This window comes from Sphingorhabdus sp. EL138, from assembly GCF_900258045.1.
GTDB lineage: Bacteria > Pseudomonadota > Alphaproteobacteria > Sphingomonadales > Sphingomonadaceae > Parasphingorhabdus.
In genome coordinates, this window is record NZ_OGVD01000004.1 from 1,517,906 (window position 1) to 1,531,875 (window position 13,970).

Genomic DNA, 13,970 nt, shown 5'->3' on the forward strand with positions numbered 1-13,970 from the left:
CAAGCCACAGGAGAATCACAAATGCGCCCATCAGGACGCGCGCTGGACGAGATGCGCGCTATCACAATCGAGACCGGATATACCAAACATGCAGAGGGCTCTTGCCTGATCAGCTTTGGTGAAACGCGGGTGCTATGCACCGCCAGCATCGAAGAGCGCATCCCGCCTTGGCTTCGCGGCAAAGGCGAAGGCTGGGTTACCGGCGAATATTCAATGCTACCCCGCGCCACCCATACCCGTGGTTCTCGTGAAGCAGCTCGCGGCAAGCAATCCGGTAGAACCCAGGAAATTCAACGCCTTATTGGCCGCTCTTTACGCGCTGTAGTCGACCTCAAAAAACTGGGGGAACGCCAGATCACGCTTGATTGCGATGTGATACAGGCGGACGGTGGTACGCGGACCGCATCCATCAGTGGTGCCTGGGTCGCGCTGCGTCTGGCAGTGAACGGTCTGCTCGATGAGAAACTGATCAGCGAAGATCCCATTGAACAGAAAATCGCAGCCATCAGCTGTGGTATCTATAACGGCAATCCCATGCTCGATCTCGACTATGATGAGGATAGCAATGCCGGTGCCGACGCCAATTTCGTTCTGACCGGCGACGGCAATATTGCCGAAGCGCAGGCAACCGCAGAGGGCGAAACATTCGATGATGAAGGTCTGATGCGCTTGATGCGTTTGGCCAAAATCGGATGCAGTCAGATTTTTGAGGCACAAGACAAAGCGGTTTCGTAAGAACAACCATGACCGAACACCGCAAACTGTCTCCCGGTAAACTGATCATCGCCAGTCACAATCAAGGCAAGGTTAGAGAAATTCGGGCGTTACTGGCTCCTTTCGGCATTGAACCGGTATCCGCTAGTGAATTGAACCTGCCGGAACCGGAAGAAACCGGCACAACATTCGCGGAAAACGCGCTGCTGAAGGCTCATGCCAGTGCCCAAGGTGCGGATTGCGTTGCACTGGCAGATGACAGTGGACTGTACGTCGCGGCGTTGAATGGCGCGCCGGGCGTTTATACTGCGGATTGGGCAGAGGCCGATATCTATGAAGGCGGCCCGGGTCGCGATTGGTATATGGCCATGGGCAAGGTGGAAGGGAAGTTATCCGAACTAGGGCCTGATACAGATCGCAGCGCCTATTTTACCTGCACCCTCGCTCTCGCCTGGCCGGATGGGCACGCAGAGCTATTCGAAGGTCGTGTGCATGGCAATCTGGTTTGGCCGCCCCGTGGAACCATGGGTTTCGGTTATGATCCGGTCTTCCAACCCGTCGGTTTTGAAAAGACCTTCGCCGAACTCGATCCGCAGCAAAAGCACGATATCAGCCACCGCGCCGATGCGTTCGACAAGCTCGTCAAAGCCTGTTTCGACCAGCCTGTCTGATCAGGGGACGGTTCTACCAATAAAGTTACCTGGTGGACTATAACGACACACCAAGACATCGCCTTGGCTATTGCTGGCAAGACCGCAGCCGATCTTGGTCGTCTGGCGCCAGATGATTTGAGTATAATGGCCCACGTCCTGCCACCTGCCTGTCGTGCTGACATCGGGAAACGTGCCCGGCACGAAAAACTGTTTTTCGTTGATCCAGCCATCAACCATATTCTGAAAAGAAAAGGCTCCTGCCGTTCCTGCCCACAGATTCTCACCCTGATTGGGCCGCGAACTGCCAGGACTATGTTCAAATCGGCCATTGGCAATCAATGTTTCGGCATAATCGAGGGCTGCTGCGTTGAGCGCAGCATCCAACTCAACCGGAGGCACACCTACTTCGGCGCGCGCCGCGTTGTGAGAGGCCAGCATAACGTCGAGCATTGCACTGCTCGGCGGGGTTGGAGTGGGTGTTGGCGTTGGGGTCGGAGTGGGAGTTGGTGTTGGAGTAGGCGTGGGTGTGGGCGCCGGCGTTGGAGTAGGCGCAGGTGTAGGTGTAGGTGTAGGAGCCGGCGTCGGTGTTGGGCTCGGTGAACCGGGAAGTGTAACCTGCGAGTTACCACTGCCACTTTCGCCACCACAACCGGCAATCAAGACCAGCATTGTTGCTTGCACCAATGTGCGGGGGTACCTAGTGATACGTCGATGTTTCATGCTTCATCCTCCACCCATGCAGCAAAGTCAGCAGATGAGGATGCACTTGCCCTCTATATCCATTGGCCTTTCTGCATCGCCAAATGTCCCTATTGCGACTTCAACAGCCATGTTCGTGATCAAATTGACCATGATGCATGGCGTACAGCCCTTCTTCTTGATCTCAGGCATGAATATAAAGTTAATGGTAACAAACAGATAAGCTCGGTTTTCTTCGGCGGTGGCACTCCGTCGCTTATGGACCCTCGGCTCGTCGCGAAACTGGTTGAGGAAGCTGATATCCTATGGGGCCTGACAGATCATTGTGAAATCACCTTGGAGGCTAACCCATCTTCTGTTGAAGCCAACCGTTTTGCCGACCTTTCCCATGCTGGAGTGAACCGTGTTTCGCTGGGATTACAATCACTTGATGATGAGACGTTGAAATTTCTGGGCCGCGCTCACGATGTTGCAGAAGGGTTGTCAGCACTGGACACGGCGCAGCAGAATTTTGACCGGGTCAGCTTCGACCTGATTTATGCACGGCCTGGCCAATCTCTGAGGGATTGGCAGTCCGAATTGGAAAAATCTCTCGGTTTTGGCACCGATCACCTGTCCCTCTATCAGCTTACCATAGAGCCCGGCACACGCTTTGAAACGTTAGTGCGGACTGGAAAACTTGTTCCCGCGGATGATGATCATTGCGCGGACATGTTCGAACTAACCCAGGAACTGACCCAGGCCGTCGGCCTTCCCGCATATGAGATCAGCAATCATGCCCGGCAGGGTCAAGAGAGCCGACACAATCTAACTTATTGGCGATATGAGGACTATGTCGGCGTGGGTCCCGGCGCGCATGGTCGGCGACTGAACAGTGCAACAGAGCGGCACAAGAAGCCCGAGAATTTCCTATCCGCAGTACAGCGCAACGGCAATGGCCTTAAATTCGAACAGAGCTTGTCTCCTGAGGTCAGGGCCACAGAAGCTTTGATGATGGGGCTGCGGTTGGCCGAAGGGGTAAATCTGACGGCACTGGAGAAAAAAACCAATCTCGTGACCGATCAAATGATTGATCTGCATCAGGTTGAGAAACTGACGGCCTTGGGATTGCTTGAACCAAGCGCCGATCGGTTGATGGTGACCGCAAGGGGCATGCCACTTCTTGATGCCATTTTACCGAAAGTTATAGCGGATTCGCTTCGCACCTGAATTGAGGTTTCAAATTCCACGTTTGGACTTTGAAGGACTGGCTGCTAGATTCGGTTGCATGGAAAGCGCCAATGCCCTCATCGAGAAATTCTCTCGCCATTTGCGCGAAGGTCGGCGACGCTCGCAACACACGGTACGCGCTTATGTAACAACGGCGGAGCGGTTTTGTGCATTTCTGACAGAACATCTTGGCGCTGCCGTGACTATAAAACAAATCAAAGCCCTCAAGCAGGCGGACATTCGATCCTATCTAGCCTTTCGCCGCGCTGATGGATTAACCAATAACAGTGCAGCCAGGGAACTATCCGCGATACGTTCCTTCCTTAAGTTCGTTGGCGGAGACGACAGTCAGATACCCAAAATCAAGGGACCCAAGGTTACACGCGGCGTTCCTCGTCCGGCCTCGCCAGACGATATTGTAGCGATAGCTGAGGATATTGCAGAAAACGCAAACGCCGATTGGGTCGGCGCACGCGATTGGGCGGTTCTTCTATTGCTCTATGGATCGGGTTTGCGAATTAGCGAAGCGCTGGCCCTGACCGGCAATGCCCTTCCCTTGTCCGACACGCTGCGCGTCTCCGGCAAGCGCGGTAAGACCCGGATCGTGCCGCTACTACCTCAAGTGCGAGAAGCGATAGAGCATTATATCGATCTTTGTCCGCATGCGATGATGCCTGATCACACCATTTTTCGCGGAAAGCGAGGTGGCCCGTTATCACCCAATCTGGTCCGCCGCGTTGTCCGGCAAGCACGCACAAAACTTGGTCTGTCAGACAAGACCACACCCCACGCTTTACGTCACAGCTTTGCCACCCATTTACTAGCCGGTGGAGCCGATTTGCGGAGCCTGCAAGAATTGCTCGGGCATGCGAGTTTGAGTAGCACTCAGGTTTATACAGCCGTCGATGCCTCGCATTTGCTTGATGTCTATCAGAATGCGCACCCCCGGGCGAGCTGAGTTTGCCGCCTAGGTGGTCTCGGCTTTTCAGCCAAATGGGACTTGTAAAGGGAATCGAACAGAAATCGTAGCGACTTTAAACGGTCGACAACGACAAAAAAGGAGGAGCGGTGGCCGCTCCTCCTTGTATTGACCTGTCGAGATCGCGGGTCGCTTCCGATCCCGATCAGATCAGCACTCCTTGTCATCTTCCTTCTTGCGGAAAATATTGCCCAGACCACAGCCGACTTTCTTCGTAACCTTGCCGGTATTTTCCAGATGATGCTTGGCGCGGTCACCCATGACTTTTGCGGTCGCTTTGACAGGCTTGTCGCTGGCCAGGGCCGCCCGGTAAGCTGCGCGCCGTTCCCTGCCACTTTGCAGGTCCATACCGGTGGCATTTTCGACTTTCGCACGATTTTTATCGCCATAGGCTCGCAGATTCTCCTTCATCTTTCCCTTTGTGGTGAATGTTTCACCAATTTTGCGGAAATTCTCCCGGTGATGCGCTGCACGTGCCTTTGCGACGTCACCCAAGGTTACATCCTTGTCGAAAATCGCGGATCCATATTGGAACGTGGTGGAGACCGGATCCTGTATATCGGCTCCGGTGACGGCCTCAATGCCTTCGGTCGCGGCGATTTCAGCCACCACTACAGCCGCTCCTACGCCTGTGCCTGCCATCGCCGCGCGGCCCGCCTTGCCTATTTTTCCGGCGGTCGCTCCGGCTTTGGCCATTTTGGCAAGTTTAGCAGCGTCTGCAGCGGTGGATGCGGCTTTCAATCCGCCCGCACCGCGCGCCACCTGCGCCGCACGACCAGCTTTGTTCAGTTTAGAAATATCACCAGCCTTGTTAATGCGCTGCATCAGCTGGGCTTCGCTAGTGGCTCCGCCGATTCCGCGGGCTGCCTGAGCGGCTGTGCCTTTCCCGACAAGTCGTCCGGTTCCCTTGGGACCGGCATTTTTCAAGATCTCACCTCTAAGGCGTCCTTCGGTCAGTTTCGTTGCGGCTGTACCACCGCGAGGAATCCTTCCGGCCGAGCCAACCATTTTGGCGGTCTTGCCGATGGATCCGCTTGCCTTGTAGGCGATACCTCCGGCTACCACTGTACCAATACCCAGCTTGGCCCCGTCGGAAAGACCGCCTTCATCGGCGCTGTCACTGCTGCTGGTGGCAAGTTCGGCCTGCCCGGCTACGCCCGGGGGTAAAAGACCACAGTTGCCACACCGCTCCACGAAAGGCTCTGTGACGCCCGGTTCCAATGCCGGTTGAGCTTCAATTCTGGGTTGCCCGACAACGCCGGGTTGTGGCGGCCCCAGCGCATGTGGTTGCGGTCCGGGGGCATTCCGATATTGGGCGGGCTGCCGGCTATCCTGTATCGCCGCAATAAAATGCTGAGGATAAAACAGCTCGACCGGGTCAAGATGGTAAGTGACCGGAACCAATGATGCGACCGTCGCCGTGATCGAACCGTCGTCCTGAACCACCATATTGGCCTTCGCCATCAGGGGCAGGTCGTCCGCCACATAAACATTGGGTGCTTGCTGTTTGAAATTGCGCAGCACAACCATGTCAGGCTGAATTTCAAAGACAAATGCGTGGATCCAGCTCTCAAGCGCGTAAGCACGTCCGGCCTCGACTATAATATGCTTGCCCAGCTCGCGAATTTGCCAGACGCCATCAATAGCCATGGGCTGCGCGACCGCTACCTGATCCGCTTTTGGCAGTAATCCAGGAATCTGTGCCTGCGCCGTTTGATGTGGCATTGGAGCTATGACCGCACCAGCCACAGCCAGCGTCAGCAAGGCGCCTGAAATTTTCAAACCGATTTTTCTACCCCGAATGGTATTGCTTCCCTTTTTCATCGTCTCTTCCTTCTCATTGGAGGTCGATACGACCCCACTCCCTGTCATCCTGAGTAGCAAGGAAGGTTGTGACGCTGAATGAGGTGAATCCCCCATTTCAAAATCTGGGCGTCCAAGGGTAATCAGCGATCATGCCAACCATTACTTCAGACAGTATATCTTTTAAGGGATCAGATTTCCGCCGCGGGGTCGATCAAACCTTCCCGCAGCGAATGGGCAATCAGTTGCGCGACCGAATGCACATCCAGTTTCTGCATCAGATTGGTGCGATGGCGGTCCACGGTCTTGGCGCTAATACCAAGATGCGCGGAAATTTCCTTGTTCGATTGCCCGGCGACAATCAGGTTCAATATCTGTCGTTCCCGATCGGTCAGGATGCTCTGTTGGGGTGCGTTGTCCAAGATGCTTGTGAAAAATGGCGAAATATACCGGCCGCCTTGCAAGATCATCGGCACATTCTGATAAAGATCCTCATTGTCCTCAGCTTTGGAAAACAGACCATCCACACCAGCCTCCACAAGTTCGCTGACTTTTCCCATCGCAGATATGCCAGTAAACACGATAACCCGGGTGTCGGGCGACCAACGCCGTGTTTCGACGAGCACTTCAACGCCCCCCGCGATCGGCATCGACACATCGAGAACAAGCATATCAGGCCTATGTTGTTTGACGGCGCCAATAGCATCCAAACCATTGCCGGCTTCTCCCACCACCTCGATATTATGTCCGTCAACAAGCCGCTCGTTTTCAAGAGCGGCTTTCAATCCCGAACGGACGATCGCATGATCATCGGCAATAACGGCGGTAAAGTGGCTCATTTCAAATTTCTGCTCTGCTTGCCTTGGGGCATTTTCCTGTTCTACAATATCGCACAAATGATTGTAACCTATGACATTTCTTAGCGTGATCGCACCATATTTCAAATCAACTTTGCGCTTCTTAGCGTTCATGATCATTCTTGTTGCGGTCTCGATTTGGAAGGCTGGGCCGGCAATGGCCGCTCCGGCTCTTCCATTTACGTCCGGCGAAAACCGGACTGATCTGGGTGATTATGTAGTCTATAGTCTGGGCGAAAACCGACCGCTTGCAGAAATGATTTTGGAATATGAGGCGGGCAAATTTGGATCCGGCGTGCCTGTATCCGAAGAGGAATTTACGCCCTATTCCGACCTTTGGTCTGCCCTCGCCGTAAAAAATATCTCAAAACCAGATGGGCGGCTGGCAGATCAATGGATTGTCAATTTTGACGCATTTGCCGTGCGGGATGCAGATATCGTTCTGGTCAGGCAGTCTGGCGATGTCGACAGATTACTCTCTTTCTCTTCGGCAAAACCTTATGACCCGACAATATTGAGTGGCACTCAGCTGAAATCCAAGCCGCTTATTTTACGGCCCGGAGAAACGGCCACTCTCATGGTTCGGACATCCAAGCTTATGGCAGCGGCGCCCAGTCTAGCGATCAGGGACGAAGCGGAGCTGGTTGAACATGAGCTGCGCACGGCAGCACTCAACGCGGCTTTCTACACGCTCGCCATATTCGGACTGATTGTCATGCTGGGGGTCAACATTTCGCTGAAAAGCTCTGTTGGAATTCGATACGCTCTACTTTTCTGCCTGCTGCTCGCCGCCTTGTCCTTCGACGACAATATCCCACTCCGGTTCCTCTATCCAAACCATCCGGAATGGAATCCCTATATCGGCTTTCTGATCAGCTATGCCTGCATCATGTTCGGTTTTTACGTGGCAGGCTATTCAATGGTAACCCGCAAAGGCAGTCACCCGTGGTCCAGACACGTCCAATGGCTTGCATTACTGCCCATCGTAACGTTGGTAATGATCCCCTTCCTGCCGCGCATCACGAGCTACAAGATCCAGCTGGCTTGGACAGGCATCATGTGTTTGTCCCATTTCCTGCCCCTCTATTGGTGGGAGAAATCCGCCAATCGCAGATTGTACGAGATGTGGGCTGGACTGATCATCATTTTCATTGCGTTTTTGGTCTACGCAACACTGATGTTCAGCGGTTATCTGGAAAACCAGATCGTCCTGCGGAATTTTGCCAAAACGACATTCATCATAATTGGAACGCTCGTAATGCTTGGCCTTACTTACGGGATCATTTCCCTGCGTAGGGAGCATGACCGGGCTTTGGAAGAGAAAATCCGTGTCCTAAAAGAGGATGCGGAAAAAAGCCAACGTCTACTAGAGGCCGAAAAAAACTATTCGCGTGCCCGCGATCAGGCCGCGCTGCGCCAGCGCCAGCTGGCAACCGCGTCGCACGATATAAAGCAGCCGCTAACCAGCCTTCGCATGACACTGGATGGGGAAACCACCAATCTGGGAGACACGACGAAAAGGAATATTCGCGAGGCGCTCGATTATCTCGAATCACTTTCGGGAGATTATCTGGTTGAAAGCCGTCCACAGATTGATGAACCTGCGATCAAGGAACAGCAGAAAGCAGAGGAACCCTATTCTCTTTCGATGATCTTTCGAACCGTGGGGCAGATGTTTCGTGAAGAAGCAATTTCCAAGGGCCTCCAGCTTCGGATTGTCAACAGCAATATTCAAACCACCATACCGCCACTGGCTTTAATGCGGATTGTCAGCAACCTTGCCTCCAACGCCATCAAATATACCAACAAAGGCAGGATATTGATCGGAGCGAGACGTCGCGGATCCGGATTCGTGATCGTCGTTCTGGACACCGGCCCCGGCATGTCGGAGGCCGAGATTGTCCAGTTTCAATCAGCATATGAGAAAGGCGACAACTCAAAAGGCGAAGGCCTGGGCCTGGCAATCTGCATTGAGTTGGCTGAACAACATGAATTGACCCTGGAAATAGACGCAAAGCCCGAACAAGGCACGTGTATACGCATCATTGCAGATATGAGCCAAAATCAGATTAATCAGTTGTAGATCGTCCCGGCCTCATGTTGGGATGAAACGAACATTCTCAATTCAAGTCAAACGCCGCTCTATCGCATCCCAGATCATCCCGGATGTGTCAGTGCCATTAAACTTGTCGATGGCCACAATTCCCGTCGGGGATGTCACGTTAATCTCGGTCAGCCATTTTCCACCAATCACGTCTATGCCGACAAAGATCAGCCCGAGCCTTTTCAAATCCGGCCCCATCGCTGCGCAAATTTCCTTTTCGCGGTCAGTTAACTCTGCCGCCTCGGCATAGCCGCCCTGGGCGAGGTTGGAACGAAATTCGCCTTTGCCAGGCTTGCGGTTGATTGCACCTGCCACTTCACCGTCCACCAGAACGATACGTTTGTCGCCATCCTGGACCTCGGGAAGGAAAGGTTGGATCATATGAGGTTCTGGCCAAGTCTGGTTAAATACTTCAGTTAAAGCACTCAAATTACTGCCATCTTCAGGAATCAGAAAAATGGCTTTGCCGCCGTTGCCATGCAAGGGTTTGACGACAATGCCGCCATGCTCTTCCTGAAAGGCGCGGATTTCATCAATATTTCGCGTTACCAGCGTGGGCGGCATATATTTGGCATAGTCCAGCACATAAACTTTTTCAGGCGCATTGCGGACCGATACCGGATTGTTGACGACCAGCGTTTCGTCTTCGATCCGCTCCAGCAGATGGGTTGCCGTGATATAGCCGACATCAAAAGGCGGGTCCTGCCGCATCAACACGACATCGATATCGCTGCCGAGGTCTAACCTTACCTGTTCACCAAATTCATAATGATCACCGTGCACTTGTTGGACCTTTACCGGATGTGCCAGCGTAGTCAGACGGCCCGCCAGATAGGTCAGGTCTTTGACATCATAATGATAGAGTTTGTGACCGCGTTTCTGTGCGGCGATCATCAGTGCGAAGCTGCTGTCCCCGCCGATATTGACGGTTTCCATGGGATCCATTTGCACGGCAATTTTCAAAGTCATAAGAGTGCTTTCTCAAGTCATTGGGGTCGCGACGGGATCAAAACCCGTGCCAGACATTGGGTAAATGGGTTGGCAGACGGCGCGGCGCAACCAAAATTACATCAATCCGCGCGTCTTCGCCATTTTGGCAATATTCCGAATAGAGAATTTCCGCCGCGGCAGCGACCCGTTTTAGCCGATGATGATCAATCGCGGTCTCAAGATCTTTCGCTTTTGTCCGTGCTTTCACCTCAACAAATGCGACGAGCCCGCCTCGCTTGGCTATCAGGTCCACCTCACCGCGCGACGTACGAACGCGCCGCGCCAGTATACGCCAGCCATGAAGTCGTAACCAGCCTGCGGCGACGCTCTCCGCGCGTCGTCCCTGCTGTTCGGCGCGCTCCCTTTTCGCAGCAGGATGTTTCATTCCTATGCTTCCGCTTTCCAGCGGGATGCCATTTCATAAAGTTCTTTCCGATCAACCCCATAAGTGCGCGCCACTTCTCCCGCCGCCTTCGAAGCAGGAAGCCGCCGCAATGCAGAGCGCAAAGCTTCCTCGATATCCGCGCTACTCACCGGCTCCGCCGCACCCGGTGGCCCAATGACTACGACAATCTCGCCTTTTGGTTTTTCATCGGCATAGCGGCCTGCCAATTCTTGCAGGCTTCCGGTGACCGTTTCCTCAAACTTCTTGGTAATCTCTCGAATGACAGCGGCTTGACGTTCTCCCAATTTATCGAACGCATCCGCCAGCATGGCGCCGAGCCGAGACCCGTTCTCGTAGAAGACCAGCGTCGCCTTGATCGGTTTCAACTCCGTCAACGCCTCACTCCGCGCTTTCATCTTGCTTGGTAAAAAGCCCTCAAACAAAAACCGATCACTAGGCAATCCGGACAAGGTCAGCGCAGCAATAACCGCACTTGGCCCCGGCACTGTCGTGACATATGCACCTTGCGCCCGCGCATCTCGAACGAGCTTGTAACCGGGATCGGAGATCAGCGGTGTCCCCGCATCACTCACAAGTGCGACAATTTTACATCCTATAGCAGTCAAAATTTCCTGCCGCTCCCGCTCTCCTTTATGGTCATTATAGACCTTTATTTTTCCCTTTTTACCGATGTGATTCAAAAGCTTGCCGGTCACTCTTGAATCTTCGACTAAGATAAGGTCAGCGATTCCAAGGATTTCTTCGGCCCGATGCGACAAATCTCCGAGGTTGCCGATTGGTGTAGCGACGATATACAGGCCATGTTCAATGGGAGCAGACATAATGAACGCCATGACAGATAATTTGCATATAGGACAGGATGAAAAAACATCCCCCCGGATCACATCCGCACCTGTCCGCGAAGGACGCCGCAGCCTTCTGAAATATGCTGGGCTCGCCGGGATCATTTTCCTGGCAGGCTGCGAATCCGTAGTACCGCGCGGCGGTGAGCGTCCGACAAGACCGACACCAACGCCGCCACCGGTCACAGGTGAATTGCCGCAAGATCAAAAACACCATCGTATTGCGCTGCTGGTTCCCCTATCCGGTAAAAATGCCGGTGTCGGGCAATCCCTGGCCAACGCAACAACAATTGCTCTGCTCGACACCAAAGCACAGAATATCCGCATGACCAGCTACGATACAGCCAAGGGCATTACTGCTGCTGCCCGTAAAGCCGTTGCGGATGGCAATAAACTTATCATTGGACCTTTGCTGAGCGATAATGTCGTAGCGACCGCCAATATCGCCCGGCCTGCCGGCGTTCCGATTCTCAGCTTTTCCAATGATGCCGGAGTTGCCGGAAACAATGTTTTCCTGCTCGGCCATATCCCGTCGCAATCGATCAATCGCGTTGTCAGCTACGCCAAGTCAAAAGGCATGAACCGTTTCGCCGCTTTGGTCCCCAATGGGGTTTACGGTCAACGGGCGTCTTCGACATTGCTGCGCTCAGTCAAAAATGTCGGCGGAACGGTTGTTTCGATCCAGAATTTCAACCGCGACTCTCAATCTGTAGAAGCCGCCACCAAGAAACTGTCGCAAAATGGCGACTTTGACGCGGTCTTACTGGCCGACAACGGCACCATGGCGATCAAGGCCGCGCCCTATATTCGGCAAAATGCAAGCGGTAGCGCCAAAATTCTTGGTACCGACCTTTGGAATACAAGCAGCAAGCTTGCCGGATCACCATCGATGCGCGGCGCATGGTTCGCCAGTGTTTCAGACACCCTGTATCGGCAATATGCCAACAAGTATCGCAGTCGCTATGGCCGCGCGCCTTTCCGGCTTTCAAGTCTTGGCTACGATTCGGTTCTACTCACTGTGAAAGTGGCACAAAACTGGAAAGTGGGCACTCCCTTCCCGATCAATCAACTGACTGATTCCGGCGGGTTCATCGGATTGGACGGCGTCTTCCGCTTCCGTCGCAACGGCATTTCCGAACGTGCATTGGAAGTTCAGGAAATCCGAAATGGTAGCTTTAGCGTGGTAGACCCGGCACCCAAGGGGTTCTAATTTATGCTCTGCATCTCGTGCAGAGCATAAATATTATCCAATATTCTGACCGGTGTCTTTCCAGTCTGCCAGAAAACCCTCAATACCCTTGTCTGTCAGCACATGCTTAAACAATCCACGAATAACGTTCGGAGGCATAGTGGCCACATCTGCTCCAATTCGAGCAGATTCCAGAACATGAACAGGATGGCGGATAGAGGCGACCAGAATTTCCGTATCAAAGGCGTAATTGTCGTAAATCAACCGAATGTCATCGATCAGTTTCATGCCATCAAAGCCGTTGTCATCATGACGTCCGACAAAGGGTGAGATAAAGCTCGCTCCCGCTTTGGCCGCCAGGAGTGCCTGATTGGCAGAGAAACATAACGTGACATTGACCATCGTGCCGTCGCCGGTCAGCGCCTTGCAGGTTTTAAGGCCGTCAATGGTCAGTGGCACCTTGATACAAACATTGTCTGCAATTTTGCGCAGCACCTCTGCTTCTTTCATCATCGTTTCATGATCGAGGGCAACGACTTCTGCAGAGACTGGGCCGTCAGTCAGACCGCAAATTTCCTTGGTAACCTCCATAATGTCGCGACCGGATTTCTTGATCAGTGACGGGTTGGTCGTCACGCCATCGACCATTCCCGTGGCTGCCAGATCAGCAATTTCAGAGGTATCAGCAGTATCAACAAAAAATTTCATAACTTCCGGCTCCCGATGCGGATATGGTGGTGACGATAGCGAGTCGCCTAATCTCTTTCCTAGAGACGCGAAACCGGCCGTGCGGTCAAGCTGTGCAGAAAGCTGTGGATAGTCTGTGGGCCAAGCCCAACCAAGCAGCTTTAGGTCAAACCAAACACGCCAATCAGCAATGGATCATTGGTAGCTTCCGGATTGGCCCTGATTTTCGCTTCCTGCTCGCCGATCGACCGATAAATGGCATCACTGACCTTATCCGTCACATCACCGCTAATATCTGCAAAATTGATATCACTGACCTGCGAAAGCACAAGATTGATAATCTCGTTGTCGAACAGGTTTAGTCCCTTGCTGACACCTGGCAATATCTGGGTCGCAAGCGACGCACCGAGCTGACTCTGCAGCAGGTCCGTTGCGGCCCGGTCCCCACCTTTGATGATCGTGGCGGCATCCGCAATACTCATACCTCTAATGGTATCAGCAATAATCGGAGCTGCCAGTTCCGCCCCTTTCTCAGCCGCGCGATTAACTTGCTTGAGGAGACGTTTCTGAATCGGTTTGGACCTCAAAAGAGCGGTGGCAATATTCGTAACGCGCGTCCCGCCCAATCTTTCCGGCACCGATATGCGAGCAATCTGGCTATCGAAAAACCCATTGGGCTGCATGAGTTCAGCAAAGGCATTTTGCGACGACAAGGTCAAAAGACGCCTTACCGCTTCGGTCAGACTCAGCGATGGCAAGCTGGCACAGCCGGTCAGCGCAAGCACCGTACCAGCGGTGCCTACGGCCAAAAATTTACGCCGATCGAAATTTTTCATGA

Annotated in this window: 14 protein-coding genes; 6 read left to right on the forward strand and 8 right to left on the reverse strand. The window is 53.4% G+C overall.

What is annotated here, in order from left to right; genetic code table 11:
• Nucleotides 1–21 precede the first annotated feature (21 nt).
• Nucleotides 22–735 carry a ribonuclease PH gene (gene rph / locus DK507_RS17255; protein ID WP_109357517.1) on the forward strand — a complete coding sequence of 238 codons (714 nt, stop codon included), beginning with the start codon at nt 22–24 and terminating at the stop codon, nt 733–735.
• 8 nt (nt 736–743) lie between these two features.
• Nucleotides 744–1,385 (forward strand): RdgB/HAM1 family non-canonical purine NTP pyrophosphatase, encoded by a 642-nt coding sequence (gene rdgB, locus DK507_RS17260; protein ID WP_109357518.1) that lies wholly within the window; start codon nt 744–746, stop codon nt 1,383–1,385.
• On the opposite strand, the gene DK507_RS18130 is transcribed toward rdgB, so the two are convergent.
• Nucleotides 1,386–2,087 carry a CAP domain-containing protein gene (locus DK507_RS18130; protein ID WP_174209056.1) on the reverse strand — a complete coding sequence of 234 codons (702 nt, stop codon included), beginning with the start codon at nt 2,085–2,087 and terminating at the stop codon, nt 1,386–1,388. It lies immediately after the preceding gene.
• Between DK507_RS18130 and hemW the strand changes: the two genes are divergently transcribed.
• Both hemW and DK507_RS17275 read left to right on the forward strand, forming a co-directional pair.
• Nucleotides 2,079–3,275 (forward strand): radical SAM family heme chaperone HemW, encoded by a 1,197-nt coding sequence (gene hemW / locus DK507_RS17270; RefSeq protein WP_109357520.1) that lies wholly within the window; start codon nt 2,079–2,081, stop codon nt 3,273–3,275. The two genes, DK507_RS18130 and hemW, sit on opposite strands and share 9 nt — an antisense overlap.
• 58 nt (nt 3,276–3,333) lie before the next feature.
• Entirely contained in the window at nt 3,334–4,233 is a 900-nt protein-coding gene (locus tag DK507_RS17275) for a tyrosine recombinase XerC (RefSeq protein ID WP_109357521.1), read from the forward strand.
• A 171-nt stretch (nt 4,234–4,404) separates the two neighbouring features.
• Here DK507_RS17275 and DK507_RS17280 read toward each other — a convergent pair whose 3' ends face one another.
• On the reverse strand, nt 4,405–6,078 hold the full coding sequence (locus DK507_RS17280) for a hypothetical protein (RefSeq protein WP_109357522.1): 1,674 nt from the start codon (nt 6,076–6,078) through the stop codon (nt 4,405–4,407).
• A 170-nt stretch (nt 6,079–6,248) separates the two neighbouring features.
• Complete coding sequence (locus DK507_RS17285) at nt 6,249–7,028, reverse strand: response regulator transcription factor (protein WP_216822401.1); 780 nt, start codon at nt 7,026–7,028, stop codon at nt 6,249–6,251.
• Between DK507_RS17285 and DK507_RS17290 the strand changes: the two genes are divergently transcribed.
• Nucleotides 7,027–8,997: an ATP-binding protein gene (locus DK507_RS17290; protein ID WP_162559115.1), complete on the forward strand. Its 1,971-nt coding sequence runs from the start codon at nt 7,027–7,029 to the stop codon at nt 8,995–8,997. The genes DK507_RS17285 and DK507_RS17290 overlap by 2 nt on opposite strands.
• Nucleotides 8,998–9,039: 42 nt before the next feature.
• Here DK507_RS17290 and gshB read toward each other — a convergent pair whose 3' ends face one another.
• The 3 genes from gshB to rsmI are packed head-to-tail and all read right to left on the reverse strand — an operon-like array spanning nt 9,040 to nt 11,235.
• Complete coding sequence (gene gshB / locus DK507_RS17295; RefSeq protein ID WP_109357525.1) at nt 9,040–9,987, reverse strand: glutathione synthase; 948 nt, start codon at nt 9,985–9,987, stop codon at nt 9,040–9,042.
• Between the two features lie 37 nt (nt 9,988–10,024).
• Nucleotides 10,025–10,393, reverse strand: coding sequence for a YraN family protein (locus tag DK507_RS17300; protein WP_109357526.1), 369 nt, complete (start codon nt 10,391–10,393; stop codon nt 10,025–10,027).
• 2 nt (nt 10,394–10,395) lie between these two features.
• On the reverse strand, nt 10,396–11,235 hold the full coding sequence (gene rsmI / locus DK507_RS17305; RefSeq protein ID WP_174209057.1) for a 16S rRNA (cytidine(1402)-2'-O)-methyltransferase: 840 nt from the start codon (nt 11,233–11,235) through the stop codon (nt 10,396–10,398).
• Nucleotide 11,236: 1 nt separating this feature from the next.
• Between rsmI and DK507_RS17310 the strand changes: the two genes are divergently transcribed.
• Nucleotides 11,237–12,466: a penicillin-binding protein activator gene (locus DK507_RS17310; RefSeq protein WP_254054434.1), complete on the forward strand. Its 1,230-nt coding sequence runs from the start codon at nt 11,237–11,239 to the stop codon at nt 12,464–12,466.
• A 33-nt stretch (nt 12,467–12,499) separates the two neighbouring features.
• Here the strand turns inward: DK507_RS17310 and fsa are convergent, their stop codons facing one another.
• The gene (fsa, locus tag DK507_RS17315; RefSeq protein ID WP_109357529.1) at nt 12,500–13,153 is read right to left on the reverse strand and encodes a fructose-6-phosphate aldolase; all 654 of its coding nucleotides are present in this window, start codon (nt 13,151–13,153) and stop codon (nt 12,500–12,502) included.
• Nucleotides 13,154–13,293: 140 nt separating this feature from the next.
• Nucleotides 13,294–13,968 carry a DUF4197 domain-containing protein gene (locus DK507_RS17320; protein ID WP_109357530.1) on the reverse strand — a complete coding sequence of 225 codons (675 nt, stop codon included), beginning with the start codon at nt 13,966–13,968 and terminating at the stop codon, nt 13,294–13,296.
• Nucleotides 13,969–13,970: the final 2 nt, after the last annotated feature.

Excerpts from the sequence above, each read along its gene's own strand:
- rph (WP_109357517.1), top strand. The coding sequence starts at position 22 with ATGCGCCCATCAGGACGCGCGCTGGACGAGATGCGCGCTATCACAATC.
- rdgB (WP_109357518.1), top strand. The coding sequence starts at position 744 with ATGACCGAACACCGCAAACTGTCTCCCGGTAAACTGATCATCGCCAGT.
- hemW (WP_109357520.1), top strand. The coding sequence starts at position 2,079 with ATGTTTCATGCTTCATCCTCCACCCATGCAGCAAAGTCAGCAGATGAG.
- DK507_RS18130 (WP_174209056.1), bottom strand. The coding sequence starts at position 2,087 with ATGAAACATCGACGTATCACTAGGTACCCCCGCACATTGGTGCAAGCA.
- DK507_RS17275 (WP_109357521.1), top strand. The coding sequence starts at position 3,334 with ATGGAAAGCGCCAATGCCCTCATCGAGAAATTCTCTCGCCATTTGCGC.
- DK507_RS17280 (WP_109357522.1), bottom strand. The coding sequence starts at position 6,078 with ATGAAAAAGGGAAGCAATACCATTCGGGGTAGAAAAATCGGTTTGAAA.
- DK507_RS17290 (WP_162559115.1), top strand. The coding sequence starts at position 7,027 with ATGATCATTCTTGTTGCGGTCTCGATTTGGAAGGCTGGGCCGGCAATG.
- DK507_RS17285 (WP_216822401.1), bottom strand. The coding sequence starts at position 7,028 with ATGAACGCTAAGAAGCGCAAAGTTGATTTGAAATATGGTGCGATCACG.
- gshB (WP_109357525.1), bottom strand. The coding sequence starts at position 9,987 with ATGACTTTGAAAATTGCCGTGCAAATGGATCCCATGGAAACCGTCAAT.
- DK507_RS17300 (WP_109357526.1), bottom strand. The coding sequence starts at position 10,393 with ATGAAACATCCTGCTGCGAAAAGGGAGCGCGCCGAACAGCAGGGACGA.
- rsmI (WP_174209057.1), bottom strand. The coding sequence starts at position 11,235 with ATGTCTGCTCCCATTGAACATGGCCTGTATATCGTCGCTACACCAATC.
- DK507_RS17310 (WP_254054434.1), top strand. The coding sequence starts at position 11,237 with ATGAACGCCATGACAGATAATTTGCATATAGGACAGGATGAAAAAACA.
- fsa (WP_109357529.1), bottom strand. The coding sequence starts at position 13,153 with ATGAAATTTTTTGTTGATACTGCTGATACCTCTGAAATTGCTGATCTG.
- DK507_RS17320 (WP_109357530.1), bottom strand. The coding sequence starts at position 13,968 with ATGAAAAATTTCGATCGGCGTAAATTTTTGGCCGTAGGCACCGCTGGT.